General features: G+C 64.4%; 20 protein-coding genes and 2 pseudogenes. 11 read left to right on the top strand and 11 right to left on the bottom strand.

Features of this window, described 5'->3' with window-relative positions; all coding sequences use genetic code 11:
- Positions 1-6: 6 nt before the first annotated feature.
- Positions 7-570, bottom strand: coding sequence for a PaaI family thioesterase (locus tag QM806_RS33510; RefSeq protein ID WP_037179973.1), 564 nt, complete (start codon positions 568-570; stop codon positions 7-9).
- Between the two features lie 85 nt (positions 571-655).
- Here QM806_RS33510 and disA point away from each other — a divergent pair, with 85 nt between their 5' ends.
- A complete protein-coding gene (gene disA, locus QM806_RS33505; protein ID WP_005572507.1) occupies positions 656-1741 on the top strand; it encodes a DNA integrity scanning diadenylate cyclase DisA in 1086 nt (361 codons plus the stop codon).
- Between the two features lie 17 nt (positions 1742-1758).
- Here disA and QM806_RS33500 read toward each other — a convergent pair whose 3' ends face one another.
- Positions 1759-2544 (bottom strand): HpcH/HpaI aldolase/citrate lyase family protein, encoded by a 786-nt coding sequence (locus QM806_RS33500; RefSeq protein ID WP_005572509.1) that lies wholly within the window; start codon positions 2542-2544, stop codon positions 1759-1761.
- 56 nt (positions 2545-2600) lie between these two features.
- A complete protein-coding gene (locus QM806_RS33495; RefSeq protein ID WP_005262204.1) occupies positions 2601-3320 on the bottom strand; it encodes a FadR/GntR family transcriptional regulator in 720 nt (239 codons plus the stop codon).
- 221 nt (positions 3321-3541) lie between these two features.
- On the opposite strand from QM806_RS33495, the gene QM806_RS33490 reads away from it, so the two are divergent.
- From QM806_RS33490 to QM806_RS33480, 3 genes are read left to right on the top strand one after another with little or no spacing between them, the layout of a single operon-like run.
- Positions 3542-4990: an aspartate ammonia-lyase gene (locus QM806_RS33490; RefSeq protein ID WP_283294157.1), complete on the top strand. Its 1449-nt coding sequence runs from the start codon at positions 3542-3544 to the stop codon at positions 4988-4990.
- Positions 4987-6432: an amino acid permease gene (locus QM806_RS33485; protein ID WP_005262200.1), complete on the top strand. Its 1446-nt coding sequence runs from the start codon at positions 4987-4989 to the stop codon at positions 6430-6432. The genes QM806_RS33490 and QM806_RS33485 overlap by 4 nt, the downstream gene beginning before the upstream one ends.
- Positions 6433-6447: 15 nt before the next feature.
- Positions 6448-7410: an asparaginase gene (locus QM806_RS33480; RefSeq protein ID WP_054248269.1), complete on the top strand. Its 963-nt coding sequence runs from the start codon at positions 6448-6450 to the stop codon at positions 7408-7410.
- Here QM806_RS33480 and QM806_RS33475 read toward each other — a convergent pair.
- Entirely contained in the window at positions 7403-8167 is a 765-nt protein-coding gene (locus tag QM806_RS33475) for a hypothetical protein (RefSeq protein ID WP_043793243.1), read from the bottom strand. The two genes, QM806_RS33480 and QM806_RS33475, sit on opposite strands and share 8 nt — an antisense overlap.
- 59 nt (positions 8168-8226) lie before the next feature.
- Entirely contained in the window at positions 8227-8853 is a 627-nt protein-coding gene (locus QM806_RS33470) for a carbonic anhydrase (RefSeq protein WP_005262194.1), read from the bottom strand.
- Between the two features lie 100 nt (positions 8854-8953).
- Between QM806_RS33470 and QM806_RS33465 the strand changes: the two genes are divergently transcribed.
- Positions 8954-9832: an HhH-GPD family protein gene (locus tag QM806_RS33465; protein ID WP_005262192.1), complete on the top strand. Its 879-nt coding sequence runs from the start codon at positions 8954-8956 to the stop codon at positions 9830-9832.
- 1 nt (position 9833) lies between these two features.
- On the opposite strand, the gene QM806_RS33460 is transcribed toward QM806_RS33465, so the two are convergent.
- The 3 genes and pseudogenes from QM806_RS33460 to QM806_RS33450 all read right to left on the bottom strand — a co-directional run bounded on the left by QM806_RS33460 (position 9834) and on the right by QM806_RS33450 (position 12088).
- Positions 9834-10535: a methyltransferase gene (locus QM806_RS33460; protein WP_240960454.1), complete on the bottom strand. Its 702-nt coding sequence runs from the start codon at positions 10533-10535 to the stop codon at positions 9834-9836.
- Positions 10536-10637: 102 nt separating this feature from the next.
- Positions 10638-10793: pseudogene (locus QM806_RS41900) on the bottom strand (methyltransferase family protein); the annotation flags it as partial.
- 38 nt (positions 10794-10831) lie between these two features.
- The gene (locus QM806_RS33450; protein ID WP_054246588.1) at positions 10832-12088 is read right to left on the bottom strand and encodes a tryptophan 2,3-dioxygenase; all 1257 of its coding nucleotides are present in this window, start codon (positions 12086-12088) and stop codon (positions 10832-10834) included.
- Between the two features lie 217 nt (positions 12089-12305).
- Between QM806_RS33450 and QM806_RS33445 the strand changes: the two genes are divergently transcribed.
- The 6 genes and pseudogenes from QM806_RS33445 to QM806_RS33420 form a co-directional block, all read left to right on the top strand.
- Positions 12306-13358: a cupin domain-containing protein gene (locus tag QM806_RS33445; protein ID WP_054246589.1), complete on the top strand. Its 1053-nt coding sequence runs from the start codon at positions 12306-12308 to the stop codon at positions 13356-13358.
- Positions 13352-16795, top strand: coding sequence for an ATP-binding cassette domain-containing protein (locus QM806_RS33440; protein ID WP_283294153.1), 3444 nt, complete (start codon positions 13352-13354; stop codon positions 16793-16795). The genes QM806_RS33445 and QM806_RS33440 overlap by 7 nt, the downstream gene beginning before the upstream one ends.
- Positions 16761-17687: a hypothetical protein gene (locus QM806_RS33435; protein ID WP_005572528.1), complete on the top strand. Its 927-nt coding sequence runs from the start codon at positions 16761-16763 to the stop codon at positions 17685-17687. The genes QM806_RS33440 and QM806_RS33435 overlap by 35 nt, the downstream gene beginning before the upstream one ends.
- 37 nt (positions 17688-17724) lie before the next feature.
- Positions 17725-18543 carry an aminotransferase class IV gene (locus tag QM806_RS33430; RefSeq protein ID WP_005262186.1) on the top strand — a complete coding sequence of 273 codons (819 nt, stop codon included), beginning with the start codon at positions 17725-17727 and terminating at the stop codon, positions 18541-18543.
- A 125-nt stretch (positions 18544-18668) separates the two neighbouring features.
- The gene (locus QM806_RS33425) at positions 18669-19928 is read left to right on the top strand and encodes an ATP-grasp domain-containing protein (RefSeq protein WP_005572530.1); all 1260 of its coding nucleotides are present in this window, start codon (positions 18669-18671) and stop codon (positions 19926-19928) included.
- 97 nt (positions 19929-20025) lie between these two features.
- Positions 20026-21203: pseudogene (locus QM806_RS33420) on the top strand (zinc ribbon domain-containing protein); the annotation flags it as partial.
- Here QM806_RS33420 and QM806_RS33415 read toward each other — a convergent pair.
- From QM806_RS33415 to QM806_RS33405, 3 genes are all read right to left on the bottom strand, one after another.
- The gene (locus QM806_RS33415) at positions 21158-22384 is read right to left on the bottom strand and encodes an ATP-grasp domain-containing protein (RefSeq protein ID WP_005573483.1); all 1227 of its coding nucleotides are present in this window, start codon (positions 22382-22384) and stop codon (positions 21158-21160) included. The pseudogene QM806_RS33420 and the gene QM806_RS33415 overlap by 46 nt on opposite strands.
- Before the next feature lie 58 nt (positions 22385-22442).
- Complete coding sequence (locus QM806_RS33410) at positions 22443-23462, bottom strand: methyltransferase (RefSeq protein WP_005262179.1); 1020 nt, start codon at positions 23460-23462, stop codon at positions 22443-22445.
- A 143-nt stretch (positions 23463-23605) separates the two neighbouring features.
- Entirely contained in the window at positions 23606-23824 is a 219-nt protein-coding gene (locus QM806_RS33405; protein ID WP_133986001.1) for a hypothetical protein, read from the bottom strand.
- Positions 23825-23853: the final 29 nt, after the last annotated feature.

The following is a 23853-nucleotide window of genomic DNA, read 5'->3' as shown; positions in this document are numbered from 1 at the left end:
TGTCGCTCAGATCGACGAGGTGCCGAACGGGCGCTCCGGCACACCGTCGACGAAGTCCTTGGTCTTCTCGAAGTGCTCGGCCGTCACGGTGAGGAACAGCCCCCGCGACGTCGCCACGACCACGTCGGGATCGGCCGTCGGCCCCTCGACGATGCGCGCCTCGGCGCTCGCGTACACCTTGCGGCGGATCGACCCGTCGATGCGCGCGTGGAATTCGAGGACGGAACCCAGCGGGATGGGCTTGGCGAAGTCGATCTCCAGATGACCCGTCACCACCGGTCCGTCGACGATCGATCGGCACACCATCCCCAGCGCCTCGTCGAACGCGGTCGAGAGGATGCCGCCGTGGATCACTCCCGGACCGCCCTGGTAGCGAGGAGCCACCTCGAGCCGGCCCCACACGTCGAGCCCTTCCCCGGCCGTGAAGCTCATCGACATCCCGGCAGGCGACTGGTCGCCGCACCCGAAGCACCGTGACCAGTGCTGCGGCACGGGCTGACCTGCAGCGGGGAAGCTGCCGACCGGTGCGGGCAGGGTCAGGTCGTCGGGCAAAGTCCAGGTACTACTCATGGATAGGTAATCTAAACGCGGGTCCGGACGTGTTTCCGCGGCGGGCCCCGACAAGTGACGTCTACCTCAGCGGGAGTATTGCGCGATGAACGATGCCGAGTCGTCGTCTGCGCTGCGCGAAACGATAGCCCGGCTGGCTCCCGGAACGGCACTCCGCGACGGCCTGGAGCGCATTCTGCGCGGACGCACGGGCGCCCTGATCGTCCTCGGCTACGACGAGCAGATGGAAGAGATCTGCGACGGCGGCTTCGAGCTCGACGTGGAGTTCGCGCCGACCCGCCTGCGTGAGCTGTCGAAGATGGACGGCGCCGTGGTTCTGTCCACCGACGGGTCCCGCATCGTGCGCGCCAACGTCCAGCTGGTCCCCGACCACAAGATCCCGACCGTCGAGTCCGGCACGCGTCACCGCGCCGCCGAGCGGACGGCCATGCAGACCGGGTACCCCGTGGTGTCGGTCAGCCAGTCGATGAGCATCGTCAGCGTGTACGTCGGCGGCATCCGGCACGTCATCGACGGGTCCGCCACGATCCTGTCGCGTGCCAATCAGGCGGTGGCCACCCTCGAGCGGTACAAGGCGCGGCTCGACGAGGTGACCCGCCAGCTGTCGGTGGTCGAGATCGAGGATTTCGTCACGCTCCGCGACGCCCTGACCGTGGTGCAGCGACTGGAGATGGTGCGGCGCGTGTCCGTCGAGATCGAGCAGGACGTGCTCGAGCTCGGCACGGACGGACGTCAGCTCGCACTGCAACTCGAGGAACTCGTCGGCGACAACGACGTGGCGAGGGAACTCATCGTGCGCGACTACCTGGCCGGCACCGGCCCGGCGCCCGCGGAGGACGTCGAGAAGTCGCTCGCCGCGCTCGACAGGATCACGGACGCAGACCTCCTCGACCTCACGACGTTGGCCCGGGCATTCGGGTACCCGGGCACCATCGAAGCGCTCGAGGCGCCGATGAGTCCTCGCGGCTACCGCGTCCTCACCCGCGTTCCCCGACTGCAGTTCAACCAGATTCACCGGCTCGTCGGCTCGTTCGGGACGCTGCAGTCACTGCTGGCCGCGACGGCCGCCGATCTGCAGTCGGTGGAGGGGATCGGCGGGCTGTGGGCCCGGCACATCCGCGAGGGCCTGTCCCGGCTCGCCGAGACATCGATCTCGGGCCCGTACGACTAGATCTCCGGTCCGGACGACTAGTAGGACAGCCGCAGCGCGTCCAGGCGGGTGCGGATGGTCAGTGCACGCGCGAGTTGCGGGCGGTCGCTGCCACTCCGGACACCCGAACCGTCGACGCCGAGACGGTCGATCACCTCGGCCGCCCAGGCCGCGTCCGCGGCGGAGGGGCTCAGCTCGCGGTTGACGTCGCCCGTGTGCGCGGCCTTCATGCACAGTTTTCCGGACATTCCCATCGACCGCGTGACGCCCAGATCCGCGATCCGGGTGCGCTGGTCGTCGACCAGAGTCGGTCCGTCGACGGGTGCCGCGATACCGGCGGCGCCGCTCGCGACGACGAGGCGTCCCCGGGCGTAGGCAAGCGCGTCCGGCTCTGCGCTCGCGCCGGTGTCCCGCCGGAAATCGCCACTGCCGAACGCCAATCGCAGTGTTGCCGGCTCGCAGGCGATCTCGAACGCGAACTCGATTCCCCGCGCGGACTCGACGAGGGCGAGCACCGGAACCGCACCGCCGAGCCGGGCAGCGGTGTCCCGGACCTGTTGCCCCGATTCACTTTTCGCCAGCATGACACCCTGCAACCCGGGGAGGCCGCGGAGCGCGTCCACGTCGGCCCACCAGTCTTCGGTGGTCGCGGCGTTGATCCGGACCCAGGCGGCGCCGCCACCGGACAGCCACGCGGCGACCGACCGCCGGGCATCGGAGCGTTCCGCGGTGACCACACCGTCCTCCAGATCGAGGATGACGGCGTCGGCGCCGCTGCGTTCGGCGAGGTCGAAATCCTCGGTCCGCGAGGCAGATACCAGCAACCATGACCTCGCGTGCCGAGCGTCGAGGGGAGTCGTTGTGAGAATGGTTCTCGTCCTTACTGTCGGTGGTCCGGGCCGGCTTCTCCGACCACGGTTTCCAGTGCGATCCGGACGGCATCCAGGTGTTCGGCCATGGCGCGGGCGGCCTTGTCGTAACTCTTGGAGGCGATGCCCTCCACGATCCGGTCGTGCTCGTCGTTCGACTTCTGCTGCCGCCCCGCAACGAGATTCAGCGTCTCGGACTGCCGGGTGAGGGCCTCGCGAATATCGACGATCACGGATTCGAACACGCGGTTGCGGCTCGTCCTGGCGATGAACGCGTGGAACTGCGCATCCAGGGACACCCACACGAGGGGATCGTCCTCGTCCCGCATCTGGTCCACGAGGCCGCGCAGGGCGGCCAGGTCTTCGGCGGTGTGCCGCTGCGCCGCCCATCCGGCGGCGGGAATCTCCACGTGCGGACGCGCCTCCACGAGCTCGTTGGCCGCGTAGTTCCCGAAGTCGAGGTCGCGAGCGATCGAATCGCTGACGACGAACGTTCCGAGGCCCGACTTCGTCTCCGTGAGCCCGAGCGCATGGCAGGACCGCAGGGCCTCCCGGATCACCGACCGGCTGACCCCGTGCCGCGCGGCGAGGGACGCTTCGGAGGGAAGTCGTTCGCCGACCGTCAGCTCACCCGACGTGATCGCGGCACGAAGGTCCGCGAGGACCGCCTCCGCGGCGCTGACCCGCGCCGTGACCGGGCGCCTGGCTGCCCAGCTGTCTGACAGGTTCATGTGGATATTCTGCTCACGCACCGGCGACAACGTCAATACGAGGCACTGCCGGGGGTTGACGCCTGCGAGTGAGCGCGGTAACAATTGCACCTGTCTGACAGCCTGGCAGGTGGATAGCCGGGTGGCTCGACCGAGAAATCTACTCTCTTCGAGCAGCAGACTCCATCCGCCGCATCCGTGCAGAGCAACGGCTCGCGCGAATCCCCGTGAGGAATGATCAAGTGCTCGAAACGCGAACAGAACACGATCTGCTCGGCGACCGCCAAGTGCCCGCGGATTCCTACTGGGGAATCCACACGCTGCGGGCCGTGGAGAACTTCCCCATCACCGGCCGGCCGATCTCCACCAACCCGTATCTGATTCGCGGGCTCGCCTACGTCAAATGGGCCGCGGCAACCGCCAACGAGAAACTCGGGATCCTCGATCACCGCCGAGCCGACGCTATCGGGCAGGCGTGCCGGGAGATCGTCGACGGCCGCTGGCACGAGCAGTTCGTCGTCGACGTCATCCAGGGCGGCGCCGGGACGTCGACCAACATGAACGCCAACGAGGTGATCGCCAACCGGGCACTCGAGATCCTCGGACACGGGCGCGGGGAGTACGCGGAGCTCCACCCCAACGAGCACGCGAACCTCAGCCAGTCGACCAACGACGTCTACCCCAGCGCGGTCAACATCGCGACGATCTTCGCGATCGACGACCTGCTGGACGCGATGCGCGTCCTGCAGGAGGCCTTCGCGACGAAGGCGGTCGAGTTCGCCGACACCGTGAAGATGGGGCGCACCCAACTCCAGGACGCGGTACCGATGACGCTCGGCCAGGAATTCGCCACGTACTCCGTGATGATCGACGAGGACCGCACCCGCCTCGACGAGGCCGCTCTCCTCGTCCACGAGATCAATCTCGGCGCCACCGCGATCGGCACGGGCCTGAACGCACCCGCCGGCTACGCCGAGGCAGCGTGCGACACGCTGCGGGAACTCACCGGATTCCCCCTCGTCCTGGCCACGGACCTGGTCGAGGCAACACAGGACGTCGGTCAGTTCGTCCACCTCTCGGGCGTGCTCAAGCGGATCGCGGTCAAGTTGTCGAAGGTGTGCAACGACCTCCGCCTGCTGTCGTCGGGACCGCGCGCGGGCCTGAACGAGATCAATCTCCCACCGGTACAAGCTGGTTCGTCGATCATGCCCGGCAAGGTCAATCCGGTGATCCCGGAAGTCCTCAACCAGGTGGCCTACGAGGTCATCGGCAACGACGTCACCATCACGATGGCCGCCGAATCCGGCCAGCTCCAGCTCAATGCGTTCGAACCGATCATCGTGCACTCCCTGTCCGAGGGGATGCGCCACCTCGGCGCCGCCTGCCGGATCCTGGCCGACCGCTGCGTACTCGGCATCACGGCCAACACCGATCTGCTGCGTGCCCGGGTCGAGGACTCCATCGGACTCGTCACCGCGCTCAACCCGTACATCGGTTACACCGCCTCGACCCGGATCGCGCAGGAAGCGCTGGTCTCCGGCCGCCGGGTCGCCGACCTCGTGATCGAGGCCGGTCTGCTCGACCGTGAAGAACTCGACCGCCTCCTCAGCCCCGAGCATCTCGCCAACTTGAGAGCGTCCGGTTCGCCACGGCAGACACCCGTCGCCGCTGCCGCGGAGGTGGTCTCGTGACGATCGAGAAGGACGACACCTCCGGCGTCGACATCTTCGTCGAGGAAGACCTCGGCTACCGGAAAGCGCTCGGCCCCAGACAGATCCAGATGATTGCGATCGGCGGAGCGATCGGCACCGGCCTGTTCATGGGCGCGGGCGGACGCCTCCACCAAGCAGGCCCCGCACTCGTCCTCGTCTACGCTCTCTGCGGGTTCTTCGCCTTCCTGATCCTGCGGGCCCTGGGCGAACTCGTGATGCACCGACCCACCTCCGGGTCGTTCGTGTCGTACTCGCGGGAATTCTTCGGCGAGAAGATGGCCTTCGCCGCGGGCTGGCTGTACTGGATGAACTGGGCGATGACCGCCGTCGTCGACGTCACCGCAGTCGCGCTGTACATGAACTTCTTCAAGAAGTACTGGGCACCGCTCGGGAACGTCGACCAATGGGTCTTCGCCCTCGCCGCGGTCGTACTGGTCCTCGGCCTGAATCTCGTCTCCGTCAAGGTGTTCGGTGAACTGGAGTTCTGGTTCGCCCTCATCAAGGTCGTCGCCCTCGCCGCGTTCCTCGGCTTCGGCATCTACTTCGTGCTGTTCGGAACGCCGATCGAAGGACATTCGTCGGGCTTCAGCATGATCACCGACAACGGCGGACTCTTCCCCAACGGAATCCTGCCCGCCGTCGTGGTGATCCAGGGCGTCGTCTTCGCCTACGCCTCGATCGAACTCGTGGGAACCACTGCGGGCGAGACGAAGAACCCACAGAAGGTCATCCCCAAGGCGATCAACACTGTCATCATCCGGATCCTCGTCTTCTACGTCGGATCCGTCCTGCTGCTGTCGCTGCTGCTCCCCTACACCGAGTACCACGCCGGCGAGAGCCCATTCGTCACGTTCTTCGGCTCCATCAATGTGCAGGGCGCCGACGCGATCATGAACCTCGTGGTGCTCACGGCCGCGCTGTCCTCACTCAACGCGGGCCTGTACTCCACCGGCCGAATACTGCACTCGATGGCCATGGCCGGATCGGCGCCCTCGTTCGCCGCCCGGATGAACAAGGCAGGAGTGCCCTACGGCGGCATCGCCCTCACCGGATTCGTCATCCTGCTCGGCGTCGGACTCAACGCCGTCGTTCCCGCGCAAGCGTTCGAGATCGTCCTGAACCTCGCTGCGCTCGGGATCATCAGCGCCTGGGCCGTGATCGTGCTGTGCCAGCTGAAACTGTGGAAATTCGCCAAGGAAGGGAAACTCGCCCGGCCCGGTTTCCGGATGTTCGGCGCCCCCTACACCGGGCTCCTGACCCTGGCCTTCCTCGCGTGCGTCGTCATATTGATGGCGTTCGATCACCCCGTGGGAACCTGGACCGTCGGGTCCATCGCGATCATCGCCCCGCTGTTGGTGATCGGCTGGTTCGCCGCGCGGAACCGCATCCGCACCCTGGCCTCGGACCGCCCGACCGTTTAGCGAGAAAGGACAACAGTGCCGAAAGTCGCCGTCGTCACCACCGGAGGCACCATCGCCAGCAGGCGGGACGGGCAGGGTGTCAGCAGACCGGTGGTCGCAGGCCCGGATCTACTGGGCAGTGCGTGGACCGGGACGGAACTCCGTGTCGTCGACGTGATGTCGAAGGACAGTTCGAGCATGACGTTCGCCGATATGGACCGGGTCCGCGACGCCGTCACCGCGGAACTGCGCGATCCCGATCTCGACGCGGTGGTCGTGCTCCACGGAACCGACACCATGGAGGAGACCGCGTACCTGGTCGACCTCCACCACGCCGACCCGCGGCCGGTGGTGTTCACGGGTGCGCAGCGCACGTTCGACCACCCGGAATCCGATGCCCAGGCCAATCTGGCCGACGCGGTCGCCGCGGGATCGGACCCCGCTCTGCGCGGAGCGGGTGTCCTCATCGCGTTCGGAGGCGCCCTGCACCGGGCGGCAGGAACGCGGAAGGTCGACACGACGTCACTCGCCGCGTTCCGATCCGTCCACCCCGCCGGTGTCACCCCGCGGCGAAGTCTCGATCCGCTGCCGTGGCATCCGATCTCCGGAACCCGCGTCGACATCGTCGCCGCCTATCCGGGGGCCGACCGCGTCCAGATCGACGCGTGCCGGGCCGCCGGGGCCCAGGGACTGGTGCTCGACGGACTCGGATCCGGGAACGCGAACCCGGCGATCGTCGAGGCGGTCCGGGACTGCGCGACCGCCGGGATCCCGGTCGTGGTCACCACCCGGGTGCCGCAGGGCCCCACCTCCGCCACGTACGGCGGTGGGGGCGGCGGGCACGACCTCGTCTCGGCGGGTGCACTGTTCTCCACCGACCTCAGAGCAGGTCAGGCCCGCATCCTCCTCGCGGCGCTGCTCGCCGACCCCGAGCACACCGACCTCGACAAGGAATTCGATCGACGCTCACGCATCGACCCCGCACCGAGGATCAGCTGAGGTTGAACGGCTCCGGCGCGCTGCGGAGCTGACCGAGCTGGCCGACCACGGTGTACGCACCGGGCCCCACCGGATCACGCTGGGGTTCCGGTTGCGTCAGGCAGTCGGGGGCGGACGTCTTGGCCGACCACTTCACGGTGAACTGAGCCTGCTCGCCGGGCGCGAGGGTGCGGACGTCGGCCGCGGACTGCGGGAAGCAGTCGATGTTGGACCACAGCCGCACGGCACCGTCGATCGTGTAGACGAGCACCTGCTGGAGGCTGCTGCCCAGATCACGTTCGCACGGTGTGGTGCCGATGTTGGTGACGACCGTCGTGAAGCTCGGCTCCTCACCCGCCAGGTACGTCGGCTTGTCGGCGGCCACCTTGATGGCCAGCGACTGGTCCGGGCACTGTCCCGCGGCGACCGGCTGGCCGCTGGGAGCCGCGCTGCTCGAGGTACCGCTGCTCGACGCCCCGGACGAACCGGACGCGCCCGAGGAGGCCTCGCCGCCGGCGGCAGCGGCGCCACCGCCGCCGCCACCGGAACCGCCCGAACTGCCGCTGGACGTGGACGAACCCGAGGCTGTCGGGGAAATCGACACAGGAGTGGTCAACGAGGAACTCGCTGCCGCCGGATCCGTCTCGGAGTCACCGCCACCACGTAGCGAGTTGATCAACCACACCACGAGCAGCAACACGACGATGGCGCCGCCGATCGCCAGCGCCCTGCGGCGCCAGTAAATCTCGGGGGGCAACGGTCCATTCGGTTCCAGCACGACGTCAACGGTAGTTCGGCGTCGCGCGGCAGCGGCTCAGCGGGTGCGGCGTGTCGCGGTCAGTCCGTGAGCTCACCGATGTCCCCGACGGCGCCCTGCAGGTGAGTCCGGCCGTCGGACAGCTTGTACGTGACACCCGCGATGGCGCACGCGCCGCTCTCCACCTTCTCCGCGATGATGCGCGACCGCTGCATGAGCAGCGCCCCGGTCTCCACCACGTGGCGGCCCTCGAGTTCGTCGACGGTAGTGAGGCCCTCGCGGCGTCCCATGAGGATCGACGGCGCGACACGTTCCACGATGCTGCGGATGAATCCGGGCGGCACGTTGCCGTCGTCGAGAGCGTCGAGCGTCGCCTTGACGGCACCGCAGCTGTCGTGTCCGAGCACGACGATGAGCGGCACGTTCAACACGCCGACGGCGTACTCGATGGACCCGAGCACGGCGTCGTCGATCACGTGACCGGCGGTGCGGACGACGAACATGTCGCCCAGACCCTGGTCGAAGATGATCTCGGCGGCGACGCGGGAGTCTCCGCATCCGAACAGGACGGCCGTGGGGTGCTGGCCGCCGACGAGCTTCGCGCGATCGGCGATGCCCTGGCTGGGATGGAGCGAGGTACCGCTCACGAATCTGTCGTTACCCTGACGCAGGGCCTTCCACGCGGACACGGGGTTGGAATTAGGCATGGGACCATTGTGCACCGGGCGTGTCGCACCGTCGCGACGGGAATGTGACAACCGCGGAAAATCCGTTTCCCCCGTGAACGAAGGGACTTGTGAGGACGAAGTGGCCGTTGACTCCTCCGCGCTGATCAACTGGTACGACGTACAGGCCCGGGATCTGCCGTGGCGCCGCGACGGCGTCACCGCCTGGCACATCCTGATGAGCGAGATCATGCTGCAGCAGACGCCCGTCGTCCGGGTGGCCCCGATCTGGGAGGAATGGGTGCAGCGCTGGCCCGTCCCCTCCCGCATGGCCGCGTCGAGTCAGGCCGACGTACTGCGCGCGTGGGGCAAGCTCGGCTACCCGCGCCGCGCGCTGCGACTCCACGAGTGCGCCGCAGTACTGGCCGCCGAGCACGGCGACGTGGTTCCGAACGACGTCGACACCCTCCTCGGCCTGCCCGGCATCGGTGCCTACACCGCGCGGGCCGTCGCCTGCTTCGCCTACGGACAGCGCGTCCCCGTCGTCGACACGAACGTCCGGCGGGTGGTCGCCAGGGCCGTGCACGGACGCGCCGAGCCGGGAAATCCCTCGACCACGCGTGACCTCGCCGACGTGTCCGCGCTGCTCCCCCGCACCCGGGCGCGGGCCGCCACGTTCTCCGCGGCCATCATGGAACTGGGGGCCACCGTGTGCACCGCCCGCTCCCCCGAATGCGCTGACTGCCCGCTGCCCAGCTGCGCCTGGGTGGATGCCGGACGTCCCGCGCACACCGGTGAGCGCCGGAAGGTCCAGAAGTTCGCCGGCACCGACCGTCAGGTGCGCGGCAAGCTTATGGCCGTACTCCGTGAAAGCTCCGCCCCGGTCGAACGCGTGCGGCTCGACCAGGTGTGGCCTGGCGATCCGGGCCAACGCGACCGCGCCCTCCACTCCCTGCTGATCGACGGCCTCGTCGAACAGACCGACGACGGACTCTTCGCCCTCGCGGGCGAGGGCGGCTAGCTCACACCGGAACCGCTTCGATGACGGATGACCGGGGACCTTGCGTGATCGAATCCAGCGTGAATCCGTGGTCGGTCAACAGTCGGCGCCATTCGGTGATCGTGCGCTCGCGACCTCCCAGGAGAACCAGCATGTGGAGATCCAGCAGAGCCATGGGGTGGGTTGTCGCCGATTCCGGCAGGACCTGCTCGACAATCATCAATCGTCCACCTGGCGGGATCGCTTGCCGGCAACTGCTGAGGATCTTGCCGGCGGACGCGTCATCCCAGTCGTGGAGAATCTGAGACAGCACGTACACGTCACCATTGCCTGGGACGTCGTCGAAGAAACTTCCGCCCACGACTGTCGTTCGTTCACCGATGCCCGCCGAACCAAACGTCGACGGCGCTTCCGCGACCACATGAGGCAGATCGAACAAAATTCCGCGTAGATGCGCGTGCCGATCGAGCAACCGGGTGATCAGCGCGCCGGTCCCGCCACCGACGTCGACGACCGTTCCCACGTCAGACCAGTCGTGGTCGAGCAAAGGCAGCAAACGCAACTCGACCAGCCCTGCTTGGCCCCGTGCGAACTCATCGGCTGCCGACGGATTCTCGGACAACCATTCGAAGTACGGCTTTCCGAACGCCGCTGAAAACGATTCCTTCCCCGTCCGGATCGAATGCGCTGCGTGCCCCCACACGAGGTAGGCCTCGTTCGACATCAAGCCGACCAAGTGACGAAGCGAGCCCGGAGCGTCTGCCCGCAGAAGCTCACCGGCCTCCGTCAACGCAAATCGCCCTCCACCGACTTCCGCAAACAAGCCTTCCGCGACGAGGACCCGCAGGAATCGACCGAGTGCGTCGGCGTCGGCGCCCACGCTCGCCGCGAGATCGCCGAGCAAGCACGCACCGTCCGCCAATCGGTCGGGCACACCCAGTTCGCAGACAGCTGAAATAGATTGGGACACGATGTATCCCATGATTTGCTTTCTCACTCGGTGGTTGACATCGCTCATGTTCACGCCACCTCGGACAGCCGCGGGAAGAGTGACACCATCGCAGCATTTTTCAAATACGACGCGCCTGCCGTACCGCCGGTGCCAGGTACCGTTCCGATGACTTTCAGGGTGATGCCCCAGTGGCCGCGCTTCATCGCAACCCACGCACGGTCCAGGCGCCGCATCGCCTCCTCGAGAACGTGTGCATCCGGATGCGTCTTCCGCATCGAGAGATACACGTCCTGCAACGTAGTGTCCCCGACATCGATCTTCCCACTATGCTCGAAGTCACGGGGATCGATTGGAGCGCAGGCGAACTCGACCTCACGAAACGCGCGCGACTGCACCGCGCTCCGCCCATGGGTGAAGCCGCGAATAATCGAGAAGGCGTCAACCGGCATCGTCGTGAGAACCCGGAAGAGCGCAGGCACCGCTTCGAGGCGGATCGATGCCCGGTCGAGGCGACTCTTTGCCGCTGCGGCCAGACCGTGGCGCAGGTCACGGATCGCCATCGAAATCGCTGTCGCGACTTGCCGATACAGACCTTCGAAGATCTGGATGCAGCGGATGAACATCTGCTCGTCGTGCAGGCGCGTCGTCGGCAACAACGTCAGCCGAACTGCACTTCCGATCTCTTCGGGGACGCCGTTCAGCGCCGGCGCGGCATGTGAAGCAAACGAACTGTAGTCGGCGCCCGGCTGAGCCAGCGCCGCAAGACCGGCCGCAGCGACGGAAGGATCGAGCGAGAAATCGGGTGCGAGCCTGTCGAGTTGGGTCACGACCCGTGTCACTGCACGCGTCCGGACCACCTGGGGGGCGTGTGCCGACCTCCCGAGTGCTCGCGCCTCCAGCAACGCGAGGTCCATGGCCGCGGCAGCAACGAATGCGTCCACGCGCTGCGCGTCATCGGACCGGACGACCTGGTCGAAATAGTCGAGCCCGACATATGACAGATAGTCGCCATCCTGAGCATCGAACGTCATCGGTAGCCAGGCACCGAGAACATGATGCGCACGGTTGTTGTTATGGAAGTTTTGCAGCATGGCGACCAGGTGGGGCCGGACCCCGTTACGCCCGACCGTCTGATAATGGGCCGCGACAGCCGCATGGGGAAACTCCGCGTGTCCCGCCTCCCATTGTCGGAGCGCATTCTCGATATTGCGTCCAGACAATTCATCGGTCGTCGCTTCAGCAGCCTGAAGGCACGTGCCTCCGACGCCGATCACGCCGGAACGAACAAATTTCTGCTCGGCTTCGAGCAGTGTTTCGGAAATCAATGCGAAACTCGCCTCTCATCCGTACTGCGGTGTTCAGCTATCTTCGACGACGCGCGGCGAATGCGGATAGACACCCTAGGGAGACTTCTCGACACCCTTTCCGCTGGGGGGGTGACGTTTTCAACCCTGGGGTGCCTGTTCCGCCCGTAGGCACGTGCCCAGGATTGGGAGCGATACAGAACTCGAGGCAGGTCGATCCCACAGAAGGAAGAAATCTATGCACATAATCGCCAGAAGCGCACTCGAGACGATCAACGAAGCCGTTGTCGGCGCGAGCGCCCACAACCTGGGTGTCGTCAAGATATTCAGCCAACACCCTCAGTTGGCGCAATTCATTCCTGCTTCCAGCAATTTGGCGATCAGCTGGGTCAGGTTGGAGTGCGGTGAGGTGCTGGCGGTGCACAAGCACCCGGAGCCCAGTCTGATCCTGATCTGCGAGGGTTCCGGACGAACGATGGGCGGTGCGGAGCAGGAGGTCGGCGCCGGAGACATGATCCTCGTCCCCGGCGACTCCTGGCACGGCTTCGAAGGAACCCGGGACGGTTTCTGGGCGCTCTCGATCCAGTTCAACGGCAAGGCACTCTACGAGGACGCCGAGAAGCCCAACGCGGTGTTTGCAGGCGAGGTACCGAATCGGGCGGCTGTGCTCCTGGCGGACAACGAGAAGTACCTGCAGCAATTTGGTACCAGCAGCCTGTTGCGGCTGATCGATGCCCCCTCGTTCGACGACCCCCACGTTCGGGAACGGCTGCTCGACTGCCAGCAGACCTGGTCGGACGTGTTTCAGGACCTGCTGCACCTGCGTGTCGCGATGACTACCGATACGGCGCACAAGCAGGTGGCGCTCGACCATCTGGTCGAGGAACTGGGCCATAACGACAACCTGCGCAACCAACGGGGATCAGCGCACGCGCCGGTCACCGATGAGACGTTCGTATCGACAATGGAGTGGTTCAGGCATCAAATGCTGTACCGGAGCGACATGGTGCGCACTCTGCTGATGCATGTGGTGCTTGAAGGTAGTGGCGAAATCTGGCACCGGGAAGCGGCGCGAGCGTTTCCGGCAATTCCGCACTTCCAAGAACACGGAGAAGACGACGGCCAGCACGTGAGTATGGGGATCGATCTGCTCGATCGCGCAACGCCGGCCGAGATTCGAGAACTCCGCGAAGCACTCGCCGAGGGATGGAAGATGATCACGCAATTGTGTGACAGAATCGCGTCGCTCGCCCTGGCCGACACGGCGGTCCCCACGTACTCCACATGCTGAGCGTCCTCAGGAAAGTCGTCTGGTTCGAGGTGCCCAAACCCCGAACTCGACTCGACCCTGTGCCCACCGCCTCGCACCTTGCCAGATGGCAGCGGTGGTGTGACGCGGCGCAGCGGGACAGCGTGAACGCGCTCCAAGGCGAGCGACTGAGCAGATCCGTCTTCGGCGGACTTCGTCGTGACATCATGCTCGGGCTCGTGGCCATCGCGGTCAATGCAGGATGCGCCTTTGGTGCTGCGATCACGCTGAAATCGCTGATCCAGCACCTCGTCACCGGCGATCCAGCACTCACGACGAACCTCACGCTTGGTATCACCTGCATCGTGCTGACCTACTTGGCGTGGCTTGCATTGAATCACACCTTCATGCAAGCCGACGTGGTAGGCATCGGAGCCCGGACATACATCGAACAAAGGCTGCTGCACAAGAAGCGCAGCATTGCCCCTTCCGACCAACCGGCCGACCTGGTCACGCTCCTGGACCGGGAGGCAGCACGCGTCGAAAATGCTTGGTCGGGACTCATTTTCATCATTCTGGCACTCGCAACTATCACCTTTACCTCCGCGTACTTCTTCGTCGCGTTGGGACTGAGCGCTCTGGCGGCACTGTCGGTGATTCTCGTCAGTTCCGCGGTGATCTACTGGAACGCCAAACAATTGAATGCCGCGCACGCTGCACTGTCGGTGACGGCGGCAGATCGCATCGAAGTCGGCCTGTTCTCGCTGAACAATCGCCTGCTCGCGTGGCTCAAGAACTGGAACGACGAACTATTTCGGCGCTATGCCGAGAAGCGAGATGGCGAGGAGCGCGCGCTCCTGAAAGCGGCGCGTCTCATCGCGCGGATCAACCTCATATCGACACTCACTCCGATCGTTGCCATGCTTGCCGCGGTGTTTACCCAGCTGGCCCATGTTGGTTACGTCGATCCAGCAGGCCTGTTGTCCACAATGGCGCTGGTCGGAGGCTTGAAATCCGTCGCCAACAATATCCCCTTCATTGTTCAGAGTCTGTCCCAGGGCATTGTCGGGCACTCCAACGTTGCGAAGTATCTATCCAGTCCGCACTCGCTGGACACCGATGCGACCGCAACGCGCCTACCGGCAACAACGGCGAAGCACATCGCCGTCGTCGGCGCCGCAGGCAGTGGCAAGACATCCGTTCTGAAAATCGGTGCACGCCACAGCAGCCAGGTGAACAGCAAAACGTTCTTCGTACCGGATGAACCGTGGATATTCCCTGGCGGGCTCTACGAGAATTTGTGTCTCTATCGAAGCGAATTTACCGACGACGAGGCCCGTCGAGCCTTGACACTGTCCCGACTTCCCGGAACCTTCTACGGCGATTACCTCTCGAGCAAGTCACGCGACCGGACCGAGGGCTGGAACGTGTCCCGCGGGCAGGGGAAGCGGCTGGAACTGGCACGGGCAATATTGGCCGAACCGAAGTTCGTTTACCTGGATCAGCCCACAGCAGGGCTGGACGACGACCTGGCGAATGGGCTGTTGGCCTCCCTTCTGCGCGGGCCGTGGCACGACACCACGGTCATATATGCAACGGACAAGCCCGATGAAAAAGATGCTGCAGACGAGATATGGGTAATGGCCGGAGGCGAAGTCGTGGAGGTGATGCGAAACCTCACACCACGTGCGGCGAATCCTGCTCGAGAACGCAAAGGGCATCTCGCTCGAGAGGATCGGTCGGTCGCTCGCTGTCCCCAGGGCCTGGACCGAGCGGAATTCTCGACTTCGTCACGCCGCAGTCTGATGAGCCTGGGCGTCGCGAAGGTCGCGGTTGTCGCATGCGTCCTGTTTGCGTGCCGCGACGTTCTGACGATTGTCGGTGACTACACGGCTGCCAGCGGCATTTCGACCACGAATGCGCGGACAGCAGCGACAACCCTCATCGCCGCACTGTCCGCCGGGGCCCTCCTGTCGATTTTCACCTCCCTGTTCATAGTCAAACGCAGCATCGTGGCGGCATCCCGAAAATGTCGGAACTACTTCTCGACCGTCATGAGTCCAAAGCCCTCCAGGCCGGCCTTCGACGAGGTCGATCAGGACTATCAGAGCAAACTGACTTGGGATCAACGACGTATCGACGAACTTCTGCCAGAAGTACTTCTGAATACGCTGGGTGCGGTTACATTGCTGCTCACGACCGCCGCGTTCGTATTGAGCAAGAACATTTTCGTCCTGCTGCCCCTTGTCGGGATGTGCTTCGCCTACTGGCACAGTTCGAAGCGGTCGGGAAGGCGACTGCAGGACTTCAACGATAGAGAGATCGGTACGACGTCGACCGTGTTGGAGCGGGTCGAGGCCATTACCTGGAGCTCAGCGAGATTCGACTTGGCACGCGACAACTCGGCCCTCGTCAATTGGCTGAACAAGAGTTTGATGAATCGCGCCTTCGCTTCGATGGACAATGCGGGCGCACGCCGCTGGTTCAACTACAAGCTCGATTTGATGGGTGTGCTCTTCCTGTCGATCGTCGTCGGTTCAACCGTGCTTGTCCAGGCCGGCGGCGGACCCGGCCTCAGCGGTGTTCTCGCGCTCAGTCTCTCGTACAGCCTCATCGCTGTTTTCGCCCGAGTGGGCCGTTGTCTGGTGGACCTCAGACAGGTTCTCGACAGCGCGGATCGTCTCCTCACGCCTCCGACCGGCCCGGCGCCGCGCTGGACCGGCTCAGCAGTTGAAGACGCAGCGCTCGTATCCTTTTCGGAGGTAACGTACGTCGCGCCGCAGACCGGGGCGGTGCTGCTGGAAGAGCTTTCCGAGTCCTTTGCCAGCCGAGACGTCGTGGTCATCATGGGCCCGAGCGGGGTCGGTAAGTCGACATTTGCGAAGCTGGTTGTGGGCAGTCTGCAGCCGACAACAGGCGTCCTCTCGACATTGGGCCGGACGACGGGATACGTCTCGAATTCCCACGCCGAAGACATCCTCCTCCTGACGTCGAGTCCGATCTTCAAGCCAGGCAGATTGATCGAACACTTCAACAGCCCGTTACCGCTCGAATTGGCTCGCGTCGTCGACTATCTCGACGTGGCAGACGTCGTCGGGCGACTACCGTCCGGATTCGACGAGCCCGTCCCTGCCACGGGTCAGTTGAATCTGAGCAAGACGGAACTGCAGCGGCTGGCGCTCCTCGACCTGTTGATCAATCGCCCGGCGGTCGCAATTCTCGACGAAGCGACTTCCGAGTTGAGTACAACAGCAGAGCTCTCGATATTGCAGGCCGTGATCTCTGCCTTGCCGGACACGCTCTTCTTCATCATCACGCACAATCCCGGGCTGACCGAACTTGCCAACCGAGTCTTCCACTTCAACGGCGAGCGACGCCTCCTCGAGAATTCTGGCCAGTCGCACACGACAGCCGATCGGAACTGGAATGGAAAGGAGGAAGACCATGGAATGGCTGCCCCAACGCGATGCGTTCTGTAACAGTCACAACGTTCCACGGCCACAACTTCCGCTGAGGAACATCGCGCACTGGAACGCGGTACTCCAGGGCAGCGTGAGCAGCAATGACGCCCTGCATCACGAGCGAGCGTACGTCGCACCCGGATACTTCTACATGCCCGTGTGCGACGAGCCCGACGATCGGACATTGGCGGAGTTGTCGAGCCTGGCGTCAACCGCCGACTGGTTGTTGGTCCCTTCCCTTCGCAGATCCGATCGCCGTCGGCGCGCCGACGTCATTGCAGTTCCATTCATGAAGGCGGCATTCTTCCGGTCTTCGCGAAGTGTGGACCTCGCCTTGCGAACCGCGGTAGGACCCAGCCAATACAAATCAATCGTCAGGCTCACGAGGAAGGCCGAAGCGGCGTGCACAACCGAGATACACCGTCTCTCGGACGTGGCAGAAGACAATCGGGTCCTGCGCGATTTCGCCTGCCTTCAGGCCTTGAATGTGGCCAAGTACGGACACGCCAAGAACCTCTATACGAGCGATGTGCTGCGTATGCTGGCACGCTCGTCCGAAGGTGAGAAATATTTCGTGAAGCTGGACTACGACAAGTATTCGAATACTCCGTTGGCCGGATCACTGAGCTACGCCGACGATCACCGTGGCGTGTTTACGAAACTCGTTCGGGGACTGGACCACGACCGAATTCCGCGTGGGTTGAATCTGTATATCGCCGACTACTACCAAATGTATCATTTCGCGGATCGGCTGGGTTTCGCGGACGTCTGCCTCGGCCGAGGCGCCATCGACGCGAAGGTCCGGGTGGGCGCAATTCACATTGTCAACCTGGACAACTGGCTGATTCCGGTCAACACACAGCGTACACAGGCGATGCAGGACTACGCGAGATCGCGACATGGAGACTGAGATGATCAGCGAAATAGCCTGGGCAGATGGAAGATGCGTGCGATTCGACGAGGTGATCCTGTCACCTGCCACCCATGGGTTGTCGTATGCCACGTCGGTGTTCGACGGTATCCGCACGTACGGCGGCAGCATCTTCAAATGCGACGACCACATAGCGAGGTTGCGGCGGTCCGCCGAGTTGTTCGGGCACACCGTGCACTATTCGAATGCGGACTTGGCCGACGCTTGCCACGAATTGGTGAGGGCCAACGATCTGGCCGATGCGTACATCAAGTGCTTGGTCTTCTATGACGACACCGATGTGAGTTTCAAGGCGCAGGGCTCTTCCAGCAAGGTGGTCCTGTTTGCCCTGCCCTTTCCTTCGAATTCGGCCGCGGAGCAATATCGGCTGTCGACGGCAACGTGGCGGCGTGCACCCGCCTCCTGTCACCCGTATCAGGCGAAGACGTCGTCTACCTACGCGTTGAGCTACTTGAGCCACCGCGGGCGGGCCGACGGCTACGATGACGTGCTCTTCCTCTCGACAGCCGACGCTGTGTGCGAGTCGAGCGGCTCGAACGTGTTCTTCGTCAAGGGGAACGCATTGTTCACGCCGACTGCCGAATTGGCCCTCGACGGGATTACCCGAAGGGTGATAATCGATGAGCTGTGTCCGCGACTGAAGCTCTCGGTAACGGAACGCGACATCGCCTACGGCGAGATCGGATCGTTCGACGCCGCATTTCTGTGCGGGACTGCGATCGAAATCATGGAGGTTTCCGGCATCGACGAGATCCGGTATGCGAAGTCCGCAGTGGTCGATGCGATTGCAACCGAGTATCGACACTTGACCAACGGCCGGTCCGCGATCCGATGACAAACAAGCAAGGTGGGTAAACCTTCCCCCCAGGGTTCCTAGCTTCACGGCCGTCGGACCGGGATAGTACTGGAAGGTGAAAGTCCATTTCGCCGAACGATATTCCATCCAGCGGGGTCTTCTGAATGAAACTGCTCATTCTCCATCGCGTTCCGTATTCCTTCATCGAATACCATCGTGTAATCGATCATGGAATTCACGATGTCGTCTACGTGGGCTCGAGCGCGCAACTTGCGACCGTGCCGCCCGACCTTCCTTGCACGAGGGTTGAACGCCCGGGTCGAGCAGGTCTGGCCGAGGAAGTTCGCACCCTGTTCTCCCCCGACGATGCCTTCGACCGAGTCATCAGCGTCTCCCAATACGAGATGATGGAGGCAGCGCAGATAAGACGGAGCCTCGGAATAGAAGGAGTATCACCGGAGCAGGTCCACATCGTGAACGACAAGATAGCGATGAAAGCCGCAGTCGCAGGATGCGGACTTCGCGTGCCCAGATTTGTTCGCTGCGATGAGGCGCTCACCGCTTCGTCCGCCGATGTCACTCCGTGGGCTGGGAAGACGGTGCTCAAACCACTCGATGGAACCGCCAGCAAGGATGTTGTCGTCTTCGCCACCTACGCTGACGCCGGCAGTGCGATCCTCAACCACCCTACGGGTCTGGAGGACTGGGATCCGGAACGCTTCCAGCTCGAAGAATATGTGGAGGGGCCGATCTTCCACTTCGATGGCGTGATGCTTGCCGGTGCGCCGGTGGCGATCATCGCCAGCAGATATCTGGGCACTTGCCTCGAGTTTGCCCAGGGAGTTCCGCAGGGATCGATTCAAGTCGACGACGACGGTGGGCGTTGCAAGGTAGCGGTCGAGTACCTTCGGGCCGTGGGTATCGACAATGGCCCATTCCATCTCGAAATGATCGAGGCCGCAGATGGAATGGTTTTCCTGGAGGTCGGCGCCCGCCCTGGCGGCGGACATATCAAGGAGACATTCCGGCTTGCCACAGGCATCGACTTGGTCGCGGCCGGTTTGGCCTGCAACCTCGATTGGTCACCTCTCGAAATCAATCCACTGAAACGGTGGTTCGAAAGTACGGCGAGCAGTACGGTCTACGGGGATTTCATGTTCCCGGGTCACCTGCTTCCGTCGCGGTACTGCGCGATATCGGGTGGAGAACGGTTTCAGGCCCACCCAGACGTTGTTCGATGGAAGGAGCTGGATGCGGGCGCTTCTCTTCCGGAGACCGTGAGCTATTTCGATTTCGAATTGCCCGTCAGCGGTATCGTCGCCGGCCGGTCGAGCTCTGAAGTGACCTCACTCATTCGCGAAATCCTGACGACCGTGCAAGTCGTACCGATTGAGCAACCCACGCAATGCCCCACACCTGGCTGACCGGACAGAACGTAAATCTGCTCGGTAAATACGTGGGTTGTCGGTCATTGGGGTGCGCAAGGTCGCCGCCGGAAGGCCGGTTGCCTTCTCTGCGTATCGGTTGGTGTTGACGGTTAAGCTGCCGACCTGCTCGGCCCCGGCGGGGGCGGGCGCAGTGGCGGCGGGTCCGGCTGACCGCCGCCATCCCCGCACACCTGCACGGCCGGGCGATCACCGACTGGCATCTGCCGACCCTCGTCCTCGACCGCCGGGGTCTGTTGTTGCGGTGCGCCGCGACCGAACTCGTCCCCGCCGCCGATCTGATGGCCAGCACGGTCGCGGTCGGGGTCGACTGGTCCCCGTCCACACTCGGCGCCGCCGCCATCACCGCTGACGGCCCGGCCGGGTTGTCGTCGGATTACCGGGGCTGGACGTACGACGACCGCGGCCTCGGAATCACACTGGCCCGCCTACAGACCGAAGGCCAGATGCTGCACCGCAAGGCGGCCCGGTTGACGCGGCTGGCCGTCGCCGAACCCGAGGTCCGCGCCCAACTCGAGGGGAAGATCGCCGTCCTCAACGTGCATCGGACTGCGGTGGGCGTCAAACGGGGCAAGATCAACCGGGAACTGGGATTCCACTTCGCCCGCCAGGTCACCGACTACGCCGCCACCGCGGGTGCGCAGGTGATCGCGGTCGAGGACCTCACCACCCTCGAGACCCGCGGACACGGACGAGTCAACAACAACCGGGCCCGCGCAGTCCGCCCGCCGTAATGCGACCGCCGCCCTCACGCACACCGCCGCGGGTGTGGGTGTCGCGGTGGTCACGGTGCCCGCCCGCGGATCCTCGGCACAGTGTCCGGGGTGCGACGAACCGCTCACCCGCCCCGGCGGCTGTCACATCGCATGGTGTCCCCGCTGCCTGGTCGGCGGCAACCGCGACCAGATTGCCGGGGTGAACCTGGCCACACGCGCGCTGCTCGGTAAGAACAAAGTGACCCGGCGGCGGGGGCAGCTGCCCGCGGTCCGGGTCGCCGAGCACGCGCCGGTCCGAAAGTCCCGGGACAAGACCAGTCCGACACCGCGTCGGCCGCGGCATCGCCGGGTTCGCCGCAGCCTCCGCACCGTCACACCGCGGGCGGGGGTGACTCCGAAACAGCATGTTCCTGCACCCGAAGCGTCGGTGTGGGACACGGTCCAACCCACACCACCACACGGTGATGCGGGTAGCCGTGACACACGTACATCTCAACCATCAGCCACACCAGTGGCAGATAGTACGAGATCTACGTAGACGCTCGTCTCCACCCGAATCCGAGCCTGCGCCTCAGCCAACCGGCGCTCGGCGTCCACGAGATCAGTGCCGACCGCGACTATGACACCTTGACGATCCGCAGAGGACCGGAGCGGACCGAGGTGTTGCCCTGGTTCGAGAGAACACTGCAACCGGATGACCCCCTCGGCCTGACGCGCGGCTTCGATGCCCTGCACGCGTTCGATCACCACATTCTCGTAACCAAAGAATGCGACGCAGCCTGCACCGCGCCCGGGTGCTCGCGATTGCGGCGGCAGCCCGGCAAGATGACAGATCGACTCCCGGACCAGATCGCGACCCATCGCACGGTGCACCAGCTCCCAAATGAAATCGCCTCCAGGACGGGTATTGCCCTCGATGATCCGTGGCCCGGCCGAACCGATACGCACTTCGGTATGGGCCGGCCCAAAGGAATGACCGATCGAACTGAGGAAATCGGTGACGAGACCGCGGAGCTCGGCAAGGGCCGATGCCGCGAGCACGGCCGGCATCAGATGACCGGTTTCGATATACCGTGGCGGGCCGGTGGTGGTTTTTGCGGTCACCGCGATGATGTCGTGCCGGCCATCCGTGGTGAAGGATTCGACGCTGTATTCGGGGCCGTCGATGAACTCTTCGACGAGGGTCGGCCCGGGGTACTCGCCGCGAGAGCAGGCGAATGCGGATTCGACCTGGTCAAGGCTGGAGACGCGAAGAACACCGGAGCTGCCGGCGCCTTCAGCCGGCTTGACGATGATCGGGCCGCCCACTGACTGAAGAAAGCTCCGTACCTCGGAGGCCGAATCGCAGCTTCGGGTCAGCACAGCTCCGAGATCACGGCCGGCCAGGTGCTCGCGCATGGCGATCTTGTCGCGGGTCAACCGGACGGCTTTCCGCGCATTGCCCTTGATGCCCAATGCCTCTTTGATCACGGCGGCCGGCATGAGGCCATGCTCGGTGAATGACACGACGGCATCGACGGGTTTAACCTCGTGCAGCTCCTGCGCCATGCTGAGCGCCTCTGCCTGGTTGCGGTAGTCGAATACGCACAGCCGGTGGGCGCGTCTGGCCTGCCGCGCGGTGACCGATTCGGAATTCTGAAACACAGACAGCTCGACCGGTAGATCTTCGATCATTCGGAAAGTCTCGTCATGTCCGCCGACGATCAAAATGTGAGCCATGCCGACCCACCTCCTCGAGGTCCGCTGATTCCCGGAGGTCGCGCTCGTCCGGCCGGTCTCACTTCCGGCCCTCGATTGCGCTGAAGCCGCAGGGCAGGAGCGTACTGCCGGTGAGTTCGAGGCCTGCGCGCTCGTATAGGCGCGCGTAGTCCTGAATCGTTCGCTCCCGGCCGCCCGTCATGACCAGCATGGCGACGTCCACCACATTTCCCCAGACGTATCCGCCATCCTCGCTGATCACCCGCTCCAGGACCAGGATCCTGCCGCCGGGCGCGAGTGCGTTCGCGCAATTGATGAGGACGCGTACCGAGTCGTCGTCGTTCATCGTGTGGAGAACGCTCTTGAGCAGGTGGACGTCGCCCCCGCCAGGCACCTCTGTGAAACCGTCGCCGGGCACAATGCCACACCGCTCATCGACGCCATATTCCCGCAAGGTGTGACCGGCCCTGGCCAGCGAGAACTCCAGGTCGTAAATCGTGCCCCGCAGATGATCGTATTTGCGCAACAGCTGGGCGGTCACGATGCCGTAGCCACCGCCGACATCGACGACGTGCCGATTGTCCGTAAAATCGATCGCTTCCGCGGTCTCGAGACCGGCGCGGATCGAGATCTCGTGCCAGCCCAGATGGAAGCGCTGGGCGGAGTCGGGGTGCTCGGCCAGGTAGTCGAAGAGGGATTTGCCGAAGAACTGGCCGAATCCTGTCTGTCCCGTACGTGCGCATTGGAGCAGCTCGCTCCAGGCCAGGTACGTTTCTGCGCCGGCAAAGAGCTCCACCTCGCTTGCGATCGATTCCGGATTATCCCTGCGCAAGAATTCGGCTCGCGGCGTGAGTGCGCATCTGTCATGCTCGTCCACGGAGAAGATCCCCGCGCTCATGAGTAGGCGGAGGATCCGCTTCAGCGCATCGGGATCAGTGCCGCTTCGTTGGGCGAGGTCGGCAAGCGCCATTGGGCCCCCCGCCAGCAGATCGGCGAGCTCCAGCTCGACGGCTACGAACAAGCAGCTGGATATGTTGTAGCCATGAACCATTTCTTTGACACAGAGACGGTCGGGCTTGTCACGGAAGTCGAAATACATGTGCGCCTTCGAAAGGTCGTGGAGTACAGCAATACGTGGAACTCCCGGACTCCCGGGCGTTCAACCAGCGTGAGGTTTCAGCGCGTCGCGCGATAGATACCCAGGGGCTGGCAACCATCCACCCCCGCCCGCACCACGTAGGTTCAGGTGGTAATCGCAGGGTCCGATTCCGACCCCAGATTTCGCACCAGCCAACGCCCGTCGACGAGATGCATGAGGACCGGGCACACGTACCGGGGATCGTTCGGCTGCCACAGACCGCCCTCCAGCGCCGAGGCGTCGAGTACGTAGAGCGCCTCGACCCCCGGGGCGACCATCCTGGTGGCTGAACCGATTCCCCACGTCGCCGGATCTGGCAGCATCGCCCCGAACGACCGCACATGCACGCGCT

Origin of the sequence: Rhodococcus sp. IEGM 1351 (assembly GCF_030056875.1) — a bacterium.
In the GTDB taxonomy this organism is placed as follows: Bacteria; Actinomycetota; Actinomycetes; order Mycobacteriales; family Mycobacteriaceae; genus Rhodococcus_F; species Rhodococcus_F opacus.
Note: the sequence above shows the minus strand (reverse complement) of the source record. Positions and strands in the feature narration are given on the sequence as shown.